19 protein-coding genes are annotated in these 21,081 nt (G+C 39.6%); 15 read left to right on the top strand and 4 right to left on the bottom strand.

Features of this window, described 5'->3' with window-relative positions:
• Window positions 1–153: 153 nt before the first annotated feature.
• The 5 genes from QP437_RS09600 to rnd all read left to right on the top strand — a co-directional run bounded on the left by QP437_RS09600 (window position 154) and on the right by rnd (window position 6,314).
• Window positions 154–2,082 (top strand): ATP-dependent DNA helicase, encoded by a 1,929-nt coding sequence (locus QP437_RS09600; protein WP_285267687.1) that lies wholly within the window; start codon window positions 154–156, stop codon window positions 2,080–2,082.
• A gap of 2 nt (window positions 2,083–2,084) precedes the next feature.
• Window positions 2,085–2,795, top strand: coding sequence for a tRNA (adenosine(37)-N6)-threonylcarbamoyltransferase complex dimerization subunit type 1 TsaB (gene tsaB, locus QP437_RS09595; protein WP_285267686.1), 711 nt, complete (start codon window positions 2,085–2,087; stop codon window positions 2,793–2,795).
• A gap of 20 nt (window positions 2,796–2,815) precedes the next feature.
• Window positions 2,816–3,358 carry a Slp family lipoprotein gene (locus QP437_RS09590; protein ID WP_285267685.1) on the top strand — a complete coding sequence of 181 codons (543 nt, stop codon included), beginning with the start codon at window positions 2,816–2,818 and terminating at the stop codon, window positions 3,356–3,358.
• Between the two features lie 46 nt (window positions 3,359–3,404).
• A complete protein-coding gene (gene fadD, locus QP437_RS09585; protein ID WP_285267684.1) occupies window positions 3,405–5,093 on the top strand; it encodes a long-chain-fatty-acid--CoA ligase FadD in 1,689 nt (562 codons plus the stop codon).
• Between the two features lie 69 nt (window positions 5,094–5,162).
• Window positions 5,163–6,314 carry a ribonuclease D gene (gene rnd / locus QP437_RS09580; RefSeq protein ID WP_285267683.1) on the top strand — a complete coding sequence of 384 codons (1,152 nt, stop codon included), beginning with the start codon at window positions 5,163–5,165 and terminating at the stop codon, window positions 6,312–6,314.
• 87 nt (window positions 6,315–6,401) lie between these two features.
• Here rnd and pta read toward each other — a convergent pair whose 3' ends face one another.
• Window positions 6,402–7,853 carry a phosphate acetyltransferase gene (gene pta / locus QP437_RS09575; RefSeq protein WP_285267682.1) on the bottom strand — a complete coding sequence of 484 codons (1,452 nt, stop codon included), beginning with the start codon at window positions 7,851–7,853 and terminating at the stop codon, window positions 6,402–6,404.
• Window positions 7,854–7,917: 64 nt separating this feature from the next.
• Complete coding sequence (locus QP437_RS09570) at window positions 7,918–9,123, bottom strand: acetate kinase (RefSeq protein WP_049367673.1); 1,206 nt, start codon at window positions 9,121–9,123, stop codon at window positions 7,918–7,920.
• A 221-nt stretch (window positions 9,124–9,344) separates the two neighbouring features.
• Here QP437_RS09570 and yfbV point away from each other — a divergent pair, with 221 nt between their 5' ends.
• The 3 genes from yfbV (at window position 9,345) to purF (ending at window position 11,919) form a co-directional block, all read left to right on the top strand.
• Window positions 9,345–9,791, top strand: coding sequence for a terminus macrodomain insulation protein YfbV (yfbV, locus tag QP437_RS09565; protein ID WP_285267681.1), 447 nt, complete (start codon window positions 9,345–9,347; stop codon window positions 9,789–9,791).
• 104 nt (window positions 9,792–9,895) lie between these two features.
• On the top strand, window positions 9,896–10,387 hold the full coding sequence (locus QP437_RS09560; RefSeq protein WP_049367672.1) for a CvpA family protein: 492 nt from the start codon (window positions 9,896–9,898) through the stop codon (window positions 10,385–10,387).
• Window positions 10,388–10,401: 14 nt separating this feature from the next.
• The gene (gene purF, locus QP437_RS09555) at window positions 10,402–11,919 is read left to right on the top strand and encodes an amidophosphoribosyltransferase (RefSeq protein WP_285267680.1); all 1,518 of its coding nucleotides are present in this window, start codon (window positions 10,402–10,404) and stop codon (window positions 11,917–11,919) included.
• Window positions 11,920–12,044: 125 nt separating this feature from the next.
• Here purF and dacB read toward each other — a convergent pair whose 3' ends face one another.
• The gene (dacB, locus tag QP437_RS09550; protein ID WP_285267679.1) at window positions 12,045–13,484 is read right to left on the bottom strand and encodes a serine-type D-Ala-D-Ala carboxypeptidase; all 1,440 of its coding nucleotides are present in this window, start codon (window positions 13,482–13,484) and stop codon (window positions 12,045–12,047) included.
• A 151-nt stretch (window positions 13,485–13,635) separates the two neighbouring features.
• Between dacB and greA the strand changes: the two genes are divergently transcribed.
• Window positions 13,636–14,112 carry a transcription elongation factor GreA gene (gene greA / locus QP437_RS09545; protein ID WP_014065445.1) on the top strand — a complete coding sequence of 159 codons (477 nt, stop codon included), beginning with the start codon at window positions 13,636–13,638 and terminating at the stop codon, window positions 14,110–14,112.
• Between the two features lie 32 nt (window positions 14,113–14,144).
• Here greA and yhbY read toward each other — a convergent pair whose 3' ends face one another.
• The gene (gene yhbY / locus QP437_RS09540) at window positions 14,145–14,444 is read right to left on the bottom strand and encodes a ribosome assembly RNA-binding protein YhbY (protein WP_285267678.1); all 300 of its coding nucleotides are present in this window, start codon (window positions 14,442–14,444) and stop codon (window positions 14,145–14,147) included.
• 166 nt (window positions 14,445–14,610) lie between these two features.
• On the opposite strand from yhbY, the gene rlmE reads away from it, so the two are divergent.
• From rlmE to QP437_RS09510, 6 genes are all read left to right on the top strand, one after another.
• Window positions 14,611–15,243: a 23S rRNA (uridine(2552)-2'-O)-methyltransferase RlmE gene (gene rlmE / locus QP437_RS09535; protein WP_005697532.1), complete on the top strand. Its 633-nt coding sequence runs from the start codon at window positions 14,611–14,613 to the stop codon at window positions 15,241–15,243.
• 92 nt (window positions 15,244–15,335) lie between these two features.
• Window positions 15,336–17,234 (top strand): ATP-dependent zinc metalloprotease FtsH, encoded by a 1,899-nt coding sequence (ftsH, locus tag QP437_RS09530; RefSeq protein ID WP_285267677.1) that lies wholly within the window; start codon window positions 15,336–15,338, stop codon window positions 17,232–17,234.
• A gap of 113 nt (window positions 17,235–17,347) precedes the next feature.
• Window positions 17,348–18,175, top strand: a complete 828-nt coding sequence (gene folP, locus QP437_RS09525; protein ID WP_285267676.1) for a dihydropteroate synthase — start codon at window positions 17,348–17,350, stop codon at window positions 18,173–18,175.
• 76 nt (window positions 18,176–18,251) lie between these two features.
• A complete protein-coding gene (glmM, locus tag QP437_RS09520) occupies window positions 18,252–19,586 on the top strand; it encodes a phosphoglucosamine mutase (protein WP_285267675.1) in 1,335 nt (444 codons plus the stop codon).
• A 69-nt stretch (window positions 19,587–19,655) separates the two neighbouring features.
• Window positions 19,656–20,129 (top strand): phosphohistidine phosphatase SixA, encoded by a 474-nt coding sequence (gene sixA / locus QP437_RS09515; protein ID WP_285267674.1) that lies wholly within the window; start codon window positions 19,656–19,658, stop codon window positions 20,127–20,129.
• A 179-nt stretch (window positions 20,130–20,308) separates the two neighbouring features.
• Window positions 20,309–21,081 (top strand): hypothetical protein (locus tag QP437_RS09510; RefSeq protein ID WP_285267673.1); only part of this gene is annotated, 773 nt, incomplete at its 3' end.

Genomic DNA, 21,081 nt, shown 5'->3' with positions numbered 1-21,081 from the left:
GTGGGGCTTCCCCATGTGAGAGTAGGACACCGCCAGGTACTGAATCTGAACCCCGAGCTGAATGGCTTGGGGTTTTTATTTTGTATAAAACATTAGAATTCATATATAAATGAGTCTAATAATGATAAAATCTTCGCCTATTTCTAGATAGCAATAATTATGAAAAAACAGATAAGTAAGATCTTTTCCAGTGATGGCGAATTGAGTAAGAATATCAAAGGATTTAAGCCACGAGCAGAACAGCTCGAAATGGCTCAATCAGTAGGATATGCTATTCAAAATAAGCGACCGCTTGTTGTAGAAGCTGGAACAGGTACTGGAAAGACTTTTGCTTATTTAGCTCCGGCACTTATTGCAGGAAAGAAAACGATTATCTCAACCGGCTCTAGAAATCTACAAGATCAACTCTTTTCAAGAGATCTTCCTGCCATAAAAAAAGCCTTAAATTATTCTGGCAAAATTGCGTTATTGAAAGGGCGATCTAATTATTTATGTTTGGAGCGACTGGATCAAGTTATCGCTCAAGGTGTGCTTGGGGATAAATCTGTTTTAGCCGATTTAAGTAAAGTAAGAAAATGGAATAATGCGACGAAAACAGGTGATTTGACCGAATGTATTGAATTGGCTGAAGATAGCCCAATTTTGCCTCAATTGACGAGCACGGCAGAAAGTTGTTTAGGAACAGATTGTCCCAACTACACTGAATGTTATGTCGCACAAGCTCGTAAAAAGGCATTAAATGCAGATCTCGTTGTTGTAAATCATCATCTTTTCTTTGCTGATATGGCGGTAAAAGAAAGTGGCTTTGGTGAGCTTATTCCCAATGCAGAAGTCATCATCTTTGACGAAGCACATCAACTTCCCGATATTGCAAGCCAGTACTTTGGCCAATCATTAACATCTCGCCAGCTATTTGATTTATGTAAAGATATCAATATTGTTTATCGTACAGAATTGAAAGATATGCCGCAGCTTGGCACAACTGCAGATACCTTGCTTAAAGTCATTCAAGATTTCCGTCTTCTTCTTGGGGAAGGAAATCAGCGAGGAAATTGGCGTGAGCTATTTAAACAAAGTGCGGTCAAAAAATCGGTTGAATTATTGCAAGAAAAAATAGAGTTTCTTTCTGAAGTTATCAAGATTGCATTAGGTCGCTCTCAGACTTTGGATAGTATTTTTGAACGTACTGAAAGTATTAAAAATCAATTAATGCGTCTTTGTGATACGGCTATAGTCGGTTATTGCTACTGGTACGAAAGTATGGGGCGACAATTTGGTTTGCATATTACACCACTAACTGTCGCAGATAAATTTGGTGAACAGCTAAATAATAAAGAAGCGGCTTGGATTTTTACCTCAGCGACTCTTGAAGTTGGCGGCACTTTTAATCATTTCTGTCAGCGACTAGGTATTGAGCAAGCAGAACAAAAAATTCTTCACAGTCCTTTTGATTATCCTAATCAATCGCTACTTTGCGTGCCACGTTATTTACCAGCAACGAATCAAAATAATACGTTACAAGCTCTTGGTGAAATGTTGCTGCCTATCATTGAAGCGAATAAAGGGCGATGCTTTGTGCTTTGTACTTCTTATTTAATGATGAGAGGCTTGGCAGAGTATTTTAGAGAAAATAGTGAGCTTTCTATCTTATTACAAGGTGAAACGCCTAAAGCAAAATTACTCGAACAATTTATTCATGAAACCCACAGCGTGCTAGTTGCCACTTCTAGCTTTTGGGAAGGCGTGGATGTCCGTGGTGATGCACTTTCCTTAGTCATTATTGATAAATTGCCTTTTACCGCACCAGATGAACCTTTGCTAAAAGCGCGTATTGAAGATTGTCGATTGCAAGGAGGCGATCCATTTAATGATATACAGATCCCTGAAGCGGTTATTACGCTGAAACAAGGTGTAGGACGCCTAATTCGAGATGTAACCGATCGTGGTGCGGTAATTATTTGTGATAATCGTCTTGTTATGCGAAATTACGGCGAAACCTTTCTAAAAAGTTTACCTAATTCAACCCGTACCCGAGATCTCAACAAAGTGGTACAATTCTTACAAAATGAGAAAATGGATTAATAATGAAAAATACCACCTTATTAGCACTTGATACTTCAACAGAAGCCTGTTCTGTTGCACTTTGGCATAAAGGCGAAAAAACATATTTAGATGAATTAGCACAACGAACACATACAAAACGTATTCTTCCAATGGTTGATGAGTTGCTCGCTAATTCAGGTATCAATTTGAAGCAAGTAGATGCGTTAGCATTTGGACGCGGTCCTGGTAGTTTTACTGGTGTCCGTGTCGGCGCAGGGATTGCTCAAGGGCTTGCATTTGGTGCTGATTTACCTGTTATTGCTGTATCAAATTTAACAGCAATGGCTCAGGCTGCATTTGAATTACATCAAGCTGAAAATGTGCTAGCTGCCATTGATGCGAGAATGAATGAAGTTTATTTTTCTCAAGTAAAACGAGAAAAAGTACGGTCAGAATTAGGAGAGTTTTTCCAATGGAATCCTGTTATAGAAGAACAAGTTTGCCAACCAGAAAAAGTTCTTGAACAATTTTCAGATTTATCTGCATACCGAGTCGGAACGGGTTGGGCAGCGTATCCTCAATTTAAAGAAAACGGCTTAGAAGGAAGTGATATTATTTTACCTTCTGCACAATATATGCTTGAGCTTGCTTTAACAGATTATGCTCAGAATAAAGTCATATCTGCCTTAGAGATTGAGCCTGTTTATTTGCGTAATGAAGTAACTTGGAAAAAATTACCAGGGCGTGAATAGTTTTTAAAAAGGAGTTGAAGATGAATAAAAAAACGATCTTAGTTTTGACCGCACTTTCGACCACATTAGTGGGATGTGTTAATGCACCGAGAGGACTGGAAAAAGAACAGTTTACTTTAAAATCATTATCTTCAATTCAACAGAGTGATTATAGCTGTCAGTGCAAATCAATTCGTTTAGGCGGAAAAGTATTAACAGCACAAGCCCAGCCAAATAAAACTAAAATTGAAGTATTAAGCTATCCAGTTTACTCAACCTCTGCAAAACCCATGATTGATGAACAACCTAATGGACGTTTTATTACTTATCTTGATGGTTTTGTTGAGCCTGAAAGTTTAAAAGACCAATTTATTACAATTGGCGGCACCTTATTGAAAACAGAACAAGGCAAGGTTGATCAGGCAAGCTACACTTACCCTGTAATTCAAACCAATCACTATCGTGTCTGGAAGCTTTCTCAAAGCTATTATTATCCAGATGATATGTGGGATGATTGGGGCTTTTTTGGTCGACGACCATATTATTGGTATGGCGAGCCTGAAATTCGCTATTATCTCTACTAACTAAATGATAAAATTAAGAAAATTTTCCAAAGAATAAGGATAAAAAATGGAAAAAGTTTGGTTTCAAAATTATCCAGAAGGTTCACCCACCACGCTGGATACCTCAAAATATGATTCGATTCTCGATATTTTAGATAAAGCAATTCGTGAGCATCCAGATCGTCCTGCTTATATCAATATGGGACAAGTGCTAACTTTTCGTAAATTAGAAGAGCGAAGCCGTGCATTTGCTGCATATTTACAAAATGAATTGAAATTAAAACGAGGTGATCGTGTTGCTCTCATGATGCCGAATTTATTGCAATATCCTATTGCGCTGTTCGGTATCTTACGTGCGGGCTTAGTTGTGGTAAACGTGAATCCACTTTATACCCCTCGAGAATTAGAACATCAGTTACAAGATAGCGGTGCAACGGCGATTGTTGTTGTTTCAAACTTCGCCTCAACCTTAGAAAAAATCGTGTTTAACACTAAAGTAAAACACGTGATTTTGACAAGAATGGGCGATCAGCTTTCTTTTGGTAAGCGTAATTTGGTCAATTTTGTAGTCAAATACGTCAAAAAATTAGTACCAAAATATAAATTACCGAATGCTGTGACTTTCCGTGAAGTGCTAAGCATTGGTAAATATCGCCAATATGTTCGTCCACAAGTGGATCGTGAAGATTTAGCTTTTTTACAGTATACAGGCGGTACAACAGGTGTTGCCAAAGGTGCAATGCTGACACATGGCAATATTATTACCAATATTTCCCAAGCGAAGTGGATTGCAGAGCCATTTATTGGCGATCATGCGAAGCAACGCATTGCTGTACTGGCTTTACCGCTTTATCATGTTTTTGCCTTAACGGTAAATTGTTTACTCTTCTTAGAACTTGGCGTTACCGCGCTCTTAATTACGAACCCTCGTGATATTGATGGTTTTGTTAAAGAGCTTAAAAAATACCGCTTTGAAGCGATTACAGGGGTAAATACCTTGTTTAATGCGCTACTTAATAATGAAAATTTCAAAGAAGTGGATTTTTCACGATTAAAACTTTCTGTTGGCGGCGGTATGGCGATCCAACAATCGGTCGCAACGCGTTGGCATGATTTAACCGGCTGTAACATCATCGAAGGTTACGGCATGACAGAATGTTCACCGCTAATTGCCGCTTGTCCGATTAATGTGGTGAAACACAATGGTACAATCGGTGTACCAGTGCCAAATACCGATATTAAAATTATCAAAGATGATGGCTCGGAAGCACAACTTGGTGAAGCTGGAGAGCTTTGGGTTAAAGGTGAACAAGTCATGCGTGGTTATTGGCAACGTCCTGAAGCGACAGCTGAAGTGCTTCAAGATGGCTGGATGGCAACGGGTGATATCGTCATTATGGACGAGAGCTATAGTCTCCGTATTGTTGACCGCAAAAAAGACATGATCTTGGTTTCAGGCTTTAATGTTTATCCGAATGAAATTGAAGATGTGGTGATGCTAAATTATAAAGTCGCTGAAGTGGTTGCTATCGGCATGCCACACGAAGTGTCAGGAGAAACCATTAAAATCTTCGTTGTGAAGAAAGATGATAGCCTCACGCGTGATGAATTACGCCAACATTGCAGACAACATCTGACAGGTTATAAAGTCCCGAAAGATATTGAGTTTCGCGATGAATTACCGAAAAGTAATGTAGGCAAAATTTTACGACGCGTACTGCGTGATGAAGAAATAGCAAAACGCTCACAACATTAATTTAATCAGGGATATGTGTTCATATCCCTGTTTAGTCTTTACCTCTATTTGAAAATACATCCTATTACAATGATAAAAGAATGCCAAAATCAACCGCACTTTACATTAATTCAAAATAATGAAGAACTTGCTCAGGTTTGTCAGTTAGCTCGTCAGCAAAGTGCGGTCGCTTTAGATACTGAATTTATGCGGGTATCGACCTATTATCCTAAATTAGGATTAATTCAACTTTATGATGGTGAACGTGTTTCATTGATCGATCCGTTATCGATTACTGATTTTTCACCTTTTGTGGAATTATTACGCGATCAGCAGGTGACAAAAATTTTGCATGCTTGTAATGAAGATTTATTGGTTTTCTTACAAGAGTTTGATGCACTTCCACAACCTATGATGGATACGCAAATTATGGCACGTTTTCTAGGTTTTACTAATTCAGCGGGCCTGGCCAAATTGGTGTTACATTATTTAGGCATTGAAATGGATAAAGGAGCAACGCGTACAAACTGGCTAAAACGTCCACTTTCACCTGTACAGCTACAATATGCAGCAGGGGATGTGTGGTACTTATTGCCAGTCTATCAAAAAATGCAAATAGAATTAGCGCAATCACCTTGGCTTCAAGCAGTCATTGATGATTGCCAGCTTGCCATCTCGAAAACCACTAAATTAGACGATCGCGATCCAAACAAAGCCTATTTAGAGATTCCGAATGTTTGGAAATTGAATCCGCTCGAATTAGCCCGTTTACAGCTATTGGCCAAATGGCGACAAGAAACCGCAATGGCACGAAACTTAGCCCTTTCTTATGTGGTGAAATCTGACAACCTTTGGAAAGTAGCAAAAAATAACCCTCGCAATACGTCAGAAATGCTAGCGCTTGGATTATCTGAAAATGAAGTGCGTGTACGCGGCAAAAAGATGCTTCAATTGTTAGCACAAAGCCGCCGAATTTCCCCTTATGATTACCCTAAACGCTTAGTGCGTATTGTGGATGATCCTCGTTATAAAAAGGCAATTCGATTGTTACAAGAAAAAGCTTATGAACTGACCCCAAAAGGATTAACTCTCGATATTCTGGCCAGTAAACGGAATTTAGAAGAGCTCATTAAATGGGTCTGGTTAAAAAATGAAGATATGGCAAAACAGCCCGATTTACTTTTAGGGTGGCGAAGAGAGATTGGCTTGAAGCTAGTTGAATACTTAAAATCCGTAGAGTAGTCATTAAAAACAATCCTAAAAATAACCGCACTTTGAGTTATCAAAAGTGCGGTTATTTTATTTAGTGTTTTACAACAAAGACTTTAATTAAGCTTGAGTTGCTTGGATTGCGGTTAATGCGATGGTGTAGATGATATCATCTACTAATGCACCACGAGATAAGTCATTAACCGGTTTACGCATACCTTGAAGCATTGGACCTACAGCGACTAAATCTGCAGAACGTTGTACCGCTTTATAGCCGATGTTACCTGCGTTGATATCAGGGAATACAAACACGTTTGCTTGACCAGCCACTTTAGAGTTTGGTGCTTTAGAAGCGGCCACATCTTTCATTACCGCTGCATCGTATTGTAATGGACCGTCGATTAATAAATCAGGACGTTTTTCTTGTGCAATACGGGTAGCTTCTTTCACTTTCTCTACAGATTGACCTGAACCAGAAGTACCGGTTGAGTAAGAAAGCATTGCGACTTTCGGATTTAAACCAAATGCTTTTGCCGATTCAGCGGATTGAATTGCGATTTCAGCAAGTTGTTCAGCGGTTGGTTCTGGGTTTACTGCACAGTCACCATATACTAATACTTGGTCTGGTAATAACATGAAGAATACAGATGAGATAATTGAGCTACCTGGTGCGGTTTTGATGATTTGCATCGGTGGACGAATGGTATTTGCAGTGGTGTGAACGGCACCAGAGACTAAACCATCTACTTCGCCCGCTTCTAACATCATCGTACCTAATACAACGGTGTCTTCTAATTGTGCGCGAGCTTGTTCTTCAGTTAAGCCTTTAGATTTACGTAATTCAACTAAACGAGCAACGTAGTTTTCGCGTACGTCAGCTGGATTGATGATCGTTACGTCATCACCTAAAGTCACACCTTGTTCTGCCGCAACTTTTTTCACTGATTCAGGATCTGCTAATAATACCGATTTTGCGATACCACGTTCTGCACAGATTGCCGCTGCTTTAACGGTACGAGGTTCATCACCTTCTGGTAATACGATGGTTTTTCCTGCTTTGCGTGCTAAATCAGTTAATTTGAAACGGAATGCTGCTGGAGAAATACGTGCTTCACGAGCAAGTGGTGCAGCGATTGCCGCAGCTAATGCTTGTGCATCTAAGGTTTTAATTTTGCCGGCTTGCGCACTAAATACACCTAAGATGTCAGTGTTATTCACACCGCCAAATTCTGAAGCAACGGCTTCTACTAATGTGCCTTCTTCATTGTTTGCCACTAAGATGATTTGTGCATCTAAGGTTTGCGCAATCGCGAAGTTTAAGCTATTTGCAAAAGGTGCTTGAGCAGAAGGTTGAACACCTTTAACAACCACTAAATTTGCATTTAATGCTTGGAAATCAGCCACGATTTTTTCTAACAACACGTCTTTTTGATTATTTGCGATTAATGCTTGAGCGGCTTTTACATCTTCTACTGCATTGAATACGACAGCGCCTGTTGTTTTAGCTGCGTCTAATGCTGCCGCTAAATTAGTTTCTGCGCTAGTTGGAATAAGAATAACTGCTTTAGTCATTTTGATATACCTTTTAATGAATGAAAAAACCTGCTGATTTCTCAGCAGGTTTGAAGGAAGTTGATTAGCCCGCTAAACGTGCTGTGTCTTGTGCAATTACTAATTCTTCATTGGTTGGAAGAACGATCGCTTTGAATGCAGAGTCATCAGCAGTGATCACGCCTGATTTACCAAAGCGAGCAGCAAGGTTGCGTTCTTTGTCTAATTTGATGCCGAATAATTTTAAGTGGCCTAACGCTAATTCACGAACGTGAGCAGAGTTTTCACCGATACCACCCGTAAATGCGATGGCATCTAAGTGATCATCACCTAAAACGGCCATGTATGCACCGATGTATTTTGCTAAACGGTAGCTGTAAACATCTAATGCACGTTTTGCTTCTGGTTTAGAGGCATCGTCGTAGTTATCTTCTGCATAACGGCAGTCGCTCGTTACTTCAGTTAAACCTAAAAGACCTGATTTTTTCACTAAAGTCTCTTCGATTTGATCCATTGACATGCCTAAGTTTTTGTATAGGTAGAAAACGATCGCAGGGTCGATATCACCACAACGTGTACCCATGACTAAACCTTCTAACGGGGTTAAACCCATAGAGGTATCGATACATTTACCATGACGAACCACAGAAACAGAACCACCGTTACCTAAGTGACAGATGATTGCGTTTACTTGGTCTGCTGGTTTGCCTACGTATTCAGCGACTTCGCGAGAAACGAAGTAGTGGCTGGTACCGTGTGCACCGTAGCGACGTACGCCGTGTTCTTTGTAAAGTGAGTATGGAAGTGCATATAAGTATGCTTCTTCCGGCATAGTTTGGTGGAATGCTGTATCAAATACGACAACGTTCTTATCTTTTAAGTGTGGGAATGTTTTGAATGCTTCACGGATACCGATTAAGTGAGCAGGGTTGTGAAGTGGAGCAAATTGTGCTGCATCTTCAATACCTTTAACCACTTCATCTGTTACAACAACAGATTGGGTGTATTTCTCACCACCATGAACGATACGGTGACCAATCGAGGTGATAGAGTTTTTAAGCTCATCAGTCATAATATTTGACGCGATGAAGTTAAGCGCTTCTGTGTGCGCTGCACCAGCACCTAAATCTGCGCTACCTTTTTCACCGTTAAGTTTCCATTTGATACGAGCTTCAGGAAGATAAAATGCTTCTGCTAAGCCTGATAATTTTTCTTCACCTGTTGCAGGATCAAGGATTGCAAATTTTAATGAAGAACTACCACAGTTAAGGATGAGAACAAGTTTTGACATAGGAACCCTATTTTTGATTGAGGTTAATAAAAATCCGTTCGAAAGAACAGACTACAAATCTTGCATAGAATACACCTTTTGGCGTATAAAATAAATTCACTAGAAGGGAAAAATACGATCTTTTATTAGAAAAGTTGAAAATTTCAACAGTTTCCAGTTAAGGATGACAATTAAACCTAAACTAGAGTATTATAAGTGCGGTTATTTTCTAGGATGTTTTTATGTCATCATTTTTTTCAACCTTAAAACGTGGGCAAATTTATTTGCAAACCTGGCCATTAGAAGCGAAACTCGGCATGATTTTTCCCGAAAATCGCATTATTAAAGCGACAAAATTTGCACAGAAGTTTATGCCTTTTATGGCGGTATTTGCGGTGGTTTGGCAGCAGTTTTATGCCAAGACGGATCTTACTGCATTAGCGATTGCTATTTTGACCGCACTTTGTGCATTAGTGATGCCATTTCAAGGTTTATATTGGTTGGGAAAACGTGCAGAATCACCGTTAGAGCCGCAAAGTTCTCAGTGGTTTTATGAGATTAGTGAACGTTTAAGAAAACAACATGAAAGTTTGCCAACCGTGCAAGATAGACCGACATATCAGCACTTGGCAGAAGTACTGCAAAAGGCACAGCAAAAATTAGACAAGGCATTTTGGCAGGAAATCTAGCAAATTGCTTCAAATTTAATTGACGCAAACGTTTTCCTTTTGTTGTTTTTTATGTAAAATACTGCGGTCGCAATGGCGACCCTTTTTAATTGAGAGACTATTTAATGATTGATTACATTATCATTGGCATCATCGCATTTTCGATTATCGTGAGTTTATTACGTGGGTTTGTGCGAGAGGTGATGTCCCTTGCAAGCTGGGTCGTTGCATTTATTGTCGCTAGCCAATTTTATCCTTATCTCGCCACTTATCTTACTCAAATCGAATCTGACTACGTGCGTAACGGTACGGCAATCGGTATTTTATTTGTTTTAACCTTAATCGTAGGTGGCATTGTTAATTATGTGATTAGCCAATTAGTGGATAAAACAGGACTTACCGGAACAGATCGTGTTCTCGGCGCGGCATTTGGTTTAATTCGTGGTGCATTAATCGTTGCCGCGATTTTATTCTTCTTGGATACCTTCACAAACTTTGAACAAACCGAGTGGTGGAAAGAATCAAAATTAATTCCTCATTTCGGCTTCATTATTGAATGGTTCTTCCAACAACTACAAGCAAGTTCTAGTTTTTTAAACTCAACTTTTAAACAATAAGGTAGTCAATCAGTATGTGTGGAATTGTCGGTATCGTTAGCCAAAATCCGGTTAATGAATCCATTTATGCAGCATTAACGTTATTACAGCATCGAGGTCAAGATGCGGCGGGGATTGTCACGGTCGATGATGAAAACCGCTTTCGTTTGCGTAAGGCTAATGGTCTTGTAAGCGATGTCTTCAGACAAGAACATATGTTACGTTTACAAGGCAATGCTGGCCTCGGACATGTACGTTATCCAACCGCCGGCAGTTCAAGTGTATCTGAAGCGCAGCCTTTCTATGTCAACTCACCTTATGGTTTAAGCCTTGTTCACAATGGCAACTTAACCAATTCAGCCGAATTAAAAGATAAATTATTTAAAGAAGCACGTCGTCACATAAATACTAATTCGGATTCAGAACTTCTTCTCAATATTCTTGCAAATCATTTAGATAGAGTGAATAAATACCATCTCGATCCGCAAGACATTTTTGATGCAATTCGTGCAACACACAAAGATATCCGTGGTGCTTATGCATGCTTAGCCATGATTATTGGACATGGCATGGTGGCATTTCGCGATCCGTTTGGTATTCGTCCACTCGTGTTAGGTAAACGAGAAGAAAACGGCTCTGTAGAATATATGTTTGCCTCTGAAAGTGTGGCATTAGACGTCGCAGGTTTTGAATTAGTACGTGATGTTGCGCCAGGCGAAGCGATTTATGTAACCTTTGATGGCCAGCTTTATGCAGAGCAGTGTGCAGAAAGTGCGGTCTTAAATCCGTGCATTTTTGAATACGTGTATTTTGCTCGTCCTGATTCAACAATAGACGGCGTGTCTGTCTATGCCGCACGTGTTCACATGGGCGAATATTTAGGCAAAAAAATTGCAAAAGAATGGGTTGATGAAGCAGACAATATTGATGTGGTGATTCCAGTACCGGAAACTTCAACAGACATTGCGTTACAGATTGCGAAAATTTTAGGCAAACCTTATCGTCAAGGTTTTGTGAAAAACCGCTATGTTGGCCGTACATTTATTATGCCAGGCCAAGCTCAACGTATTAGTTCAGTTCGTCGTAAGCTCAATACGATTAAAGCTGAATTTAAAGATAAAAATGTATTGTTGGTTGATGATTCCATTGTTCGTGGAACAACATCAGAACAAATTGTATGTATGGCTCGCGCTGCGGGCGCAAAGAAAATTTACTTTGCTTCAGCTGCACCAGAAATTCGTTATCCGAATGTGTATGGCATTGATATGCCAACAAAACAAGAGCTTATAGCCTGCGGTCGTAGTGTCGAAGAAATCGCGAAATTGATCGGAGTGGATAAATTGATCTTCCAAGATCTTGATGCATTGACAGAATCTGTTCGTCAAGAAAACCCAGCGATTCAAGGCTTCGATTGCTCTGTCTTTACTGGCGAATATATCACTGGCGATATCACTCCGGAATACCTTGATAGCATCGCTTCTCAACGTAATGATTCAGCAAAGAAAAAACGGGAAAAAGATGCAAGCAACCTTGAAATTCATAATGAAGGATAAAACAGTCTAAAAGTATAAAGCGCCAAATTCGATGAAGAGTTTGGTGCTTTTTCTTTTTAATTTAAAACGAAGAAAAAAATGACCGCACTTGGTATATTTGAAGTGCGGTCATTTTTTTATGCGTTTTAGTCTTTATAAAGATCGTTATAAAGCGTACTTTCAAATTGCACAAGTGGTGCTCGTTTTGTCTTACTTTCTAAATCACCGGTTGAATAGCCATTGATAAATTGAACGAAAGCCACTTTTTCACCTCGTGCATTGGTCATAAAACCAGCAAGGTTATAGACACCTTTTAATGAGCCAGTTTTAGCGATAACGTTTTTTACTAGTGGTGGATTAATTAAGCTACCACGCCCACTGATTGTGCCGTCCACACCTGCAATTGGAAAGGTTTCCATTAAGTGTAATTTATCTTCGTTTTTGGCAATGTATTCCAAGACGGAAAGCATGGTTTTCGGTGCAACCAAATTATGACGAGAAAGACCCGAACCATCGGCTAAGATGCTGTTACCAAATTTAATGCCTTGTTTTTGCAATACGGATTTCACCGCTAATGTGCCTAATTGGAATGAAGCAGGGCGTTTATAGTAGTTGTAGGCTACGGCTCTAAATAAGGCATCGGCAATTTGGTTATCCGATTTTTTCATCATTTTTTTCAATAGCTCAGGCAACGGTTTAGATAAATGTTGGGCGAGTTTTTGGCCTTGCTGTGGTTTTTGAGGTTGTTTTACCTGGCCGGTAAATTCAATACCAAGGCGTTTTAATTGACGTTGAATAATGGCAGCTGCATAGGCATCAGGATCTTGCACAGCAAAGCTTAGTCCGAATGGTTTAGTTTGGCGTGCAATGCAGCCTTTTACTTGATAGCGATTGTTGTCGTGAACAACGACGTCTAACTGGCAATACCCCGCTTCTTGCTGATCAACAATATGAACTTGCCCGAAAACTTGAATAGGGAATTGAGCGGGAACGTTAATTTTGACGGTTTCACCCACAGGTTGATTAGCATCTAGCTCGGCATAAAAACAGTTATTATCGATATTTGCTGCCGCAGGAGGGGAGTTAAAGCACATAGTAAGATCGTTCCAAATCCAACCTAATCCACGATCATGGCTAGCAAATACAGAAGTATCTAAAATAAGGTCACCATTGATTTTCTGAATGCCTTGATTTTTTAAATTAGCGAGTAGGGTATAAAGTTGGCCACTGGTGAGATCGGGGTCCCCAGTAAATTGCACAACAAGATCACCTTCTAAGGTATTATTCTGAGTTTTTCCGTTACTTAAAAGTGAAGTCTCAAACTGGAAAGCATCACCTAATACTAATTTAGCTGCCACAGCGGTAAAGATCTTTTGCGTACTGGCTGGCAACATAAAGGTTGATCCATTGTAATCGGCAATAATTTGATCTTTATTGAGGTTTTTGGCAATGATGCCAGCCGATGCACCTTCCGGTAAATATTGGGTGATTGAAGTAACATTAACTTCAGCCATAGAAGAAAAAGAAAATCCGAGAGTGATAAATGCCGCTTTAAGTGCGGTCGAAATGGAAGATTTTTTACTCATTTTTGTACTGTTCTAGTTGCTATTTTTCTTAAGACGGATAATAATAAGCCCCGAACTCAATTGAGTAAATCATTTTTTATTTTTCATTGGCTACGGCAAGGTTGCAAGACGTTGTCGTGGTTTTGTTTTTACCAAATTTCAAGGAAAAAGAATGAAACAAATTCCAATGACCGTGCGCGGTGCGGAGTTATTAAGAGAAGAATTAGATTTCTTAAAAAATGAGCGTCGCCCAGAAATTATCAAGGCGATAGCTGAAGCACGTGAGCACGGCGACTTAAAAGAAAATGCAGAATATCACGCCGCGCGTGAGCAACAAGGTTTTTGCGAGGGACGTATTCAAGAGATTGAAGGCAAACTTGCAAATTGTCAGGTTATCGATGTCACTAAATTACCTAATAACGGTAAAGTTATTTTTGGTGCCACAGTTGTATTAGTGAATACCGATACCGATGAAGAAGTGACTTACCAAATCGTAGGTGATGATGAGGCAGATATTAAATCAGGTTTGATTTCTGTGAATTCACCGATTGCCCGTGGTTTGATAGGCAAAGAGTTGGATGATACCGTGAATATCACCACACCAGGTGGAACGGTTGAGTTCGAGATTATTGAAGTTAATTACATCTAAAAAAACATCCCCTCAAATTGAGGGGATAACAATTATTTACGAGACAGCTGTATTTTGCCTTCTTCGCTTGGTCGATAAAGAACCAAAATATGTCCGATAGTTTGAACGTTAGATGATTGTGTTTCACGCACGATCGCATCGATGATAAGTTGTTTGGTTTCACGATCTGCGCCAGCAATTTTCACTTTGATGAGTTCGTGATGATTTAATGCATTATCGATTTCGGCCAATACCCCTTCGGTTAAGCCGTTACCGCCAAGCATGACGACAGGACTAAGGTGATGAGCGAGTCCTTTTAAAAATTGTTTTTGTTTTGTTGATAAAATTGTCATAAGGGATCCTTTAATAAAATGAATATTTGTCATGAAGAGACCGAAAAAAACGGTCAGGAAAAATGTGGTTTTTCAGCACTTTTTGGTAAGTCTAGCCTTGAATTAGGCAGATTGTACCCAAATATAGATGAAACTACTACAAAAAATAGTACAAAAGATAGAGTTTATGGGAAAGAAAAAACGTTCAGCGAGTTCTTCTCGTTGGCTAAACGAACATTTTAAAGATCCGTTTGTTCAGAAAGCACATAAGCAAAAATTACGCTCTCGTGCTTACTTTAAACTAGATGAGATTCAACAAACAGATAAATTGTTCAAGCCAGGAATGACCGTAGTTGATCTCGGTGCTGCTCCAGGTGGTTGGTCACAATATGTCGTGAGCCAAATCGGTGGAAAGGGAAGAGTCATTGCGTGCGATATTTTGGACATGAATCCAATTGTCGGCGTTGATTTTTTACAAGGCGATTTCCGTGATGAAAACGTGCTGAATGCATTATTAGAACGTGTTGGGGAAGCTAAAGTTGATGTGGTGATGTCTGATATGGCACCGAATTTTAGCGGTATGCCATCGGTTGATATTCCGCGAGCAATGTATTTAGTAGAACTGGCTTTAGATATGTGTAAGCAAGTTTTGGCGAAAAAAGGCAGTTTTGTGGTCAAAGTATTCCAGGGAGAAGGCTTCGATGAGTATTTGCGTGAAATTCGTTCACTGTTTAGTGTGGTAAAAGTACGTAAGCCAGAGGCCTCTCGTGGACGTTCTCGCGAAGTTTATATTGTAGCGAGTGGTTATAAAGGCGAATAATTGCTTTGATAGCTTTTCATTGTGTCACGGATGAGATAGTATCTCGTTTTATTTTAATTAACTTAAGAAAGGCAGGTTAAACCTTGAACGATATGGTCAAAAATCTAGTTCTATGGGTTGTGGTTGCAGTTGTCATGATGACGGCTTACCAAAGTTTTAACTCTAATGGCGTGAGTGACTCAACAGATTACACAACCTTTGTGTATGACGTGAGTAATAGTCAAGTGAAAGAAGCGCGTTTTGATGCGAATGAAATCACCGTGACTAAAAATGACGGTTCTAAATATATGACCGTGATGCCACCGTTGGAAGATAAAAAACTCTTAGACGACTTATTAAATAAAAAAGTCAAAATCGAAGGTACGCCTTTTGAAAAACGTAGTTTACTATCACAAATTTTGATTTCGTGGTTCCCGATGCTATTCCTTGTTGGAGTATGGATTTTCTTCATGCGCCAAATGCAAGGTGGTGGTGGCAAAGCCATGAGCTTTGGTAAAAGCCGCGCTAAAATGCTGAACCAAGACCAAATCAAAGTCACTTTTGCAGATGTCGCAGGTTGCGATGAAGCAAAAGAAGAAGTCGGTGAAGTAGTTGATTTCTTGCGTGAACCGAAAAAATTCCAAAACCTTGGCGGTAAAATTCCAAAAGGTATTTTGATGGTTGGCCCTCCTGGTACAGGTAAAACCTTATTAGCTAAGGCTATTGCGGGTGAAGCAAAAGTACCTTTCTTTACCATTTCAGGTTCTGACTTTGTGGAGATGTTTGTGGGTGTTGGTGCTTCTCGTGTACGTGATATGTTCGAGCAAGCGAAGAAAAATGCACCATGCTTAATCTTTATTGATGAAATCGATGCGGTAGGTCGCCAACGTGGCGCTGGTTTAGGTGGTGGACACGATGAGCGTGAACAAACCCTTAACCAAATGTTAGTTGAAATGGATGGTTTCGGTGGTAACGAAGGCGTAATTGTTATTGCAGCAACGAACCGTCCAGATGTACTTGACCCAGCATTAACTCGTCCAGGTCGTTTTGACCGTCAAGTTGTTGTGGGTTTACCTGATGTGAAAGGTCGTGAGCAAATTTTAAAAGTACACATGCGTAAAGTCCCTGTGGCTGATGATGTAGATGCGATGACACTTGCTCGTGGTACACCAGGTTATTCAGGTGCAGATTTAGCGAACTTGGTTAATGAAGCGGCATTATTTGCTGCTCGTAGCAATAAACGCACTGTATCGATGCTTGAGTTTGAAAAAGCAAAAGATAAGATCAACATGGGCCCTGAACGTCGTACTATGATCATGACGGATAAACAAAAAGAATCAACAGCGTACCATGAAGCGGGTCACGCCATTGTTGGTTACTTAGTGCCTGAGCATGATCCTGTACATAAAGTCACGATTATTCCTCGTGGTCGTGCATTAGGTGTGACTTTCTTCTTGCCTGAAGGCGATCAAATTAGTATCAGCCAAAAACAATTAGAAAGTAAACTTTCAACACTTTATGCAGGACGTTTAGCAGAAGATTTGATTTACGGTGAGGAAAATATTTCTACCGGTGCGTCTAATGATATTAAAGTGGCAACCAATATTGCACGTAATATGGTCACTCAATGGGGCTTCTCAGATAAACTTGGTCCGATTCTTTATACCGAAGATGAAGGCGAAGTATTCTTAGGTCGCTCAATGGCGAAAGCAAAACATATGTCAGATGAAACGGCGCATGCGATTGATGAAGAAGTGCGTGCGATTGTAAATCGTAACTATGCGAGAGCAAGACAGATTTTGATCGACAATATGGATATTCTTCACGCCATGAAAGATGCGTTAGTGAAATATGAAACCATTGAAGAAGAACAAATCAAACAGCTAATGAATCGTGAACCTGTTACACCACCATCTGGTTGGGAAGATAACAAAGACACGAGCCCGAAAGCTAAGCCGCAAGAAGAAACTACTGAAAGTGCGGTTAATCATTCAGAAGATCCTGAAGCATAAAATTAAAGCCTTCCCAATTTGGAAGGCTTTTTATTTATTATTTCATTCTTTTCATTACTATATTCCGTTATAATCTAACCTTTCAAATTTGATTTAAAAATTGACCGCACTTTATGAAACTTTATGCTAATAACAAATGTCTAGATTTATCATTCCCTCAAATTATGGGAATTTTGAATTTCACGCCCGATTCATTTTCAGATAGCGGACAGTTTTTTAGTCTAGATAAAGCATTATTTCAAGTTGAAAAAATGCTGAAAGAAGGTGCAACAATTATTGATATTGGCGGGGAATCAACTCGACCAATGGCAGAAGAAGTGCCTGAAACTGAAGAGTTGCAACGAGTGATACCTCTTGTTGAAGCCGTGCAAAAACGTTTTGATTGTTGGATCTCAGTGGATACCTCTAAAGCAATTGTGATGCAAGAAGCAGCTAAGGTCGGCATGGATTTAATCAATGATATTCGAGCTTTACGTGAACCTGGTGCACTCGAAATAGCAGGACAGTTGAATTTACCAACTTGTATCATGCACATGCAAGGACAACCGCGCACAATGCAGACTAATCCGCATTATGATGATGTAGTCCAAGATGTTTATCAGTTTTTAGAAGCTCGGACTCAAGCTTGTTTAGATGCGGGAATCGCTAAAGAAAATATCATTTGGGATATGGGGTTTGGTTTTGGTAAGACCGTGCAGCATAACTATAAACTTTTACAGCAATTAGCGCACTTTTGTGAAAGTGGTTATCCCATTTTAGCAGGTCTTTCACGTAAATCGATGATTGGTGCCGTATTAGATAAACCCGTAACTGAACGTGTTGTGGGAAGTGTAGCTGGCGCATTAATTGCTGCACAAAATGGTGCGACAATTTTACGCGTACATGATGTGGCTGCAACGGCAGATGCTTTGAAAGTATGGCAAGCAACGCAACAGGCGTAAGAAAGTAACAGATTTTATATGTTGTAGAGTAAATGATTTCTGCAACATCAATTATTCAATTTATTAAGGAATAAATATGGCAAATCGTAAATATTTTGGTACAGATGGCGTACGCGGTAAAGTGGGTACTTATCCAATCACGCCTGATTTCGCATTGAAATTAGGTTGGGCTGCGGGTAAGGTTTTAGCTTCACAAGGTTCTCGCACAGTATTAATCGGAAAAGATACTCGTATTTCAGGTTATATGTTGGAATCTGCTCTTGAAGCAGGTTTAGCTGCAGCTGGCTTAACTGCTGCATTTACCGGCCCAATGCCAACCCCTGCCGTGGCTTATTTAACTCGTACTTTCCGTTTAGAAGCGGGAATTGTGATTTCTGCATCGCATAATCCTTACTATGATAATGGAATTAAATTCTTCTCTGCGGAAGGAACAAAATTACCGGACCATATTGAAGAGGCTATTGAAGCCATGCTCGATCAGCCAATGGATTGCGTTGAATCAGCTGAATTAGGTAAAGCTCGTCGTATTAACGATGCGGCAGGTCGTTATATTGAATTTTGTAAGAGTACATTTCCAGCTCATCTTGGCTTAGATGGTTATAAAATCGTAGTGGACTGTGCAAATGGTGCGACTTACCATATAGCACCAAATGTATTACGTGAATTAGGCGCTGAAGTGATTGAAATTGGTGCGACTCCAAATGGGATTAACATCAATGAGAAATGTGGCGCAACCGATGTAAAAGCATTACAAGAAAAAGTGCTTGAAACTAAAGCGGATGTTGGTCTTGCTTATGATGGTGATGGCGACCGTATTATGATGGTAGATCACTTAGGTAATAAAGTGGATGGTGACCAAATCCTTTTCATTATTGCTCGTGAAGCATTACGTTCAGGTCAATTAAAAGGTGGCGTAGTAGGCACATTAATGAGTAATATGAGCCTAGAAATTGCTTTAAAAATGTTAGGCGTGCCTTTCATTCGTGCTAATGTTGGTGACCGTTATGTATTAGAAAAAATGGTAGAGCATGGCTGGACGTTAGGTGGAGAAAACTCAGGCCATATCATTATTGCTGATAAAAATACGACAGGTGATGGTATTATTGCATCACTAGCTGTATTAAGCGCAATGGTTCAACATCGTTTATCATTAAACGAGCTTGCAAGTGCGGTGAAATTGTTCCCTCAAGTGCTGATTAATGTTCGTTTTGCGGGCGGTGCAAATCCATTAGAAAGCGAAGCTGTAAAAGCGGTAGCTGCTGATGTGGAAAAACGCTTAGAAGGTAAAGGTCGAATTTTACTGCGTAAGTCAGGTACAGAGCCACTTATTCGCGTAATGGTGGAATGTGAAGACGGCGTACTTGCAAAACAATGTGCAGAAGAAATTGCAGAAGCAGTTAAAGCGAATTAATGAAGTGGGGGCTTGCCCCCATTTTTGATCATAAAATTTATCTTTTATTATTTTTAGGAAAGCAAAGAGATGAAAGTTTTTATTATGCGACATGGGGAAGCTGAAGTATTGGCTTCATCAGATGAGACTCGGCGTTTAACCGACTATGGACGCAAACAATCAATATCACAAGGTCAATGGCTTAAAACCCATCTAAATTCAACCGCACTTTCAGTTCAGAAAGTGATTGTCAGTCCTTATATACGAGCGCAAGAAACGTTTGAGCTCGTTAATGCAGCATTAGACAATATTCTTAATGATGTTGAAACCTGGAGTGGGATTACACCTTACGGGAATGCGACGCTGGTAGCAGATTATTTATCTGTTTTGCAGGAACAAGGGGTTGAAAGTGTTTTGCTTGTTTCTCATTTACCTTTAGTGGGCAGTATTGTTTCAGAGCTTTATGGCAAGCGAAATCCAATCAGTTTTTACCCTTCAACGATTGTTCAGATTGACTGGAATGGTGAAAAAGGCACCATTGAAGCTTTCCATTATCCAAAATAGAATGGCTAAAATACGAAAAACAAAGTTTATATGATTTACTTTTTAAAAGCAGTCAAAAATAAGCAACACCTAAAATGTGTATTTTTAGGTGTTTTTTTAAAATTTTTTTGATAGACTGAAAATGAGCTATAAATGAATAGCTTAAATTAAGCCATCACAATGACACAGGGAGAGTAGCTATGAACAATAAAATCGAAGATAAAGCAACTGAAGTAAAAGATACGACAGTGAATGCTGCAACACAAGTTAAAGATGCATTAGTTGCAGCGGCTAACTATATTAAAGATGCTGTGACACATAAAGCGTCTGAGGCAAAAGAAGTGGTTGAAGACAAAGCTACTGAGGTGAAAGATGTAACTGAAGATAAAGTATCTGAAGTAAGAAAAGCAGTTTCTGAAGCAAAAGAAGCAATCGATGATAAAGCTACTGAAATGAAAAAAGCAATCGATGAAAAATTTTCTGAAGTAAAAAGAGCCGTCGAAGATAAAGCATTAGAAGTGAAAAAAGCAGTTTCAGAAGCAACAGATGAAGCGGCAGATAAGGCAGCAGAGCTAAAAGATGCAGCTGAAGACAAAGTTGCTGAAGTGAAAGATGCAGCTGAAGATAAAGCTGTAGAAGCAAAAGAAACGGCTTCAGAAGCAAAAGATACAGTTGTAGATAAAGTAGTTAAATTCAAAGATGCAGTTGTAGATAAAGTTGCAGAAGTAAAAAATGCAGTTTTTGAAGCAAAAGATGAAGCAGCAGATAAAGCAGCTGAGTTAAGAGATGAAGCTGAAGATAAAGCTGCTGAAGTGAAAGATGCGGCTGAAGATAAAGCAAAAGAAGTAAAAAAAGCAGTTTCAGAAGCAAAAGATGAAGCAGCAGATAAAGCAGCTGAGCTAAAAGATGCAGCTGAAGATAAAGCTGTAGAAGCAAAAGATACGGTCTTAGGCAAAGTAGCTAAATTAAAAGA

Source organism: Haemophilus sp. UMB1048 (assembly GCF_030218125.1).
In the GTDB taxonomy this organism is placed as follows: domain Bacteria; phylum Pseudomonadota; class Gammaproteobacteria; order Enterobacterales; family Pasteurellaceae; genus Haemophilus_D.
This window is presented reverse-complemented; position numbering and strand designations above follow the sequence as displayed.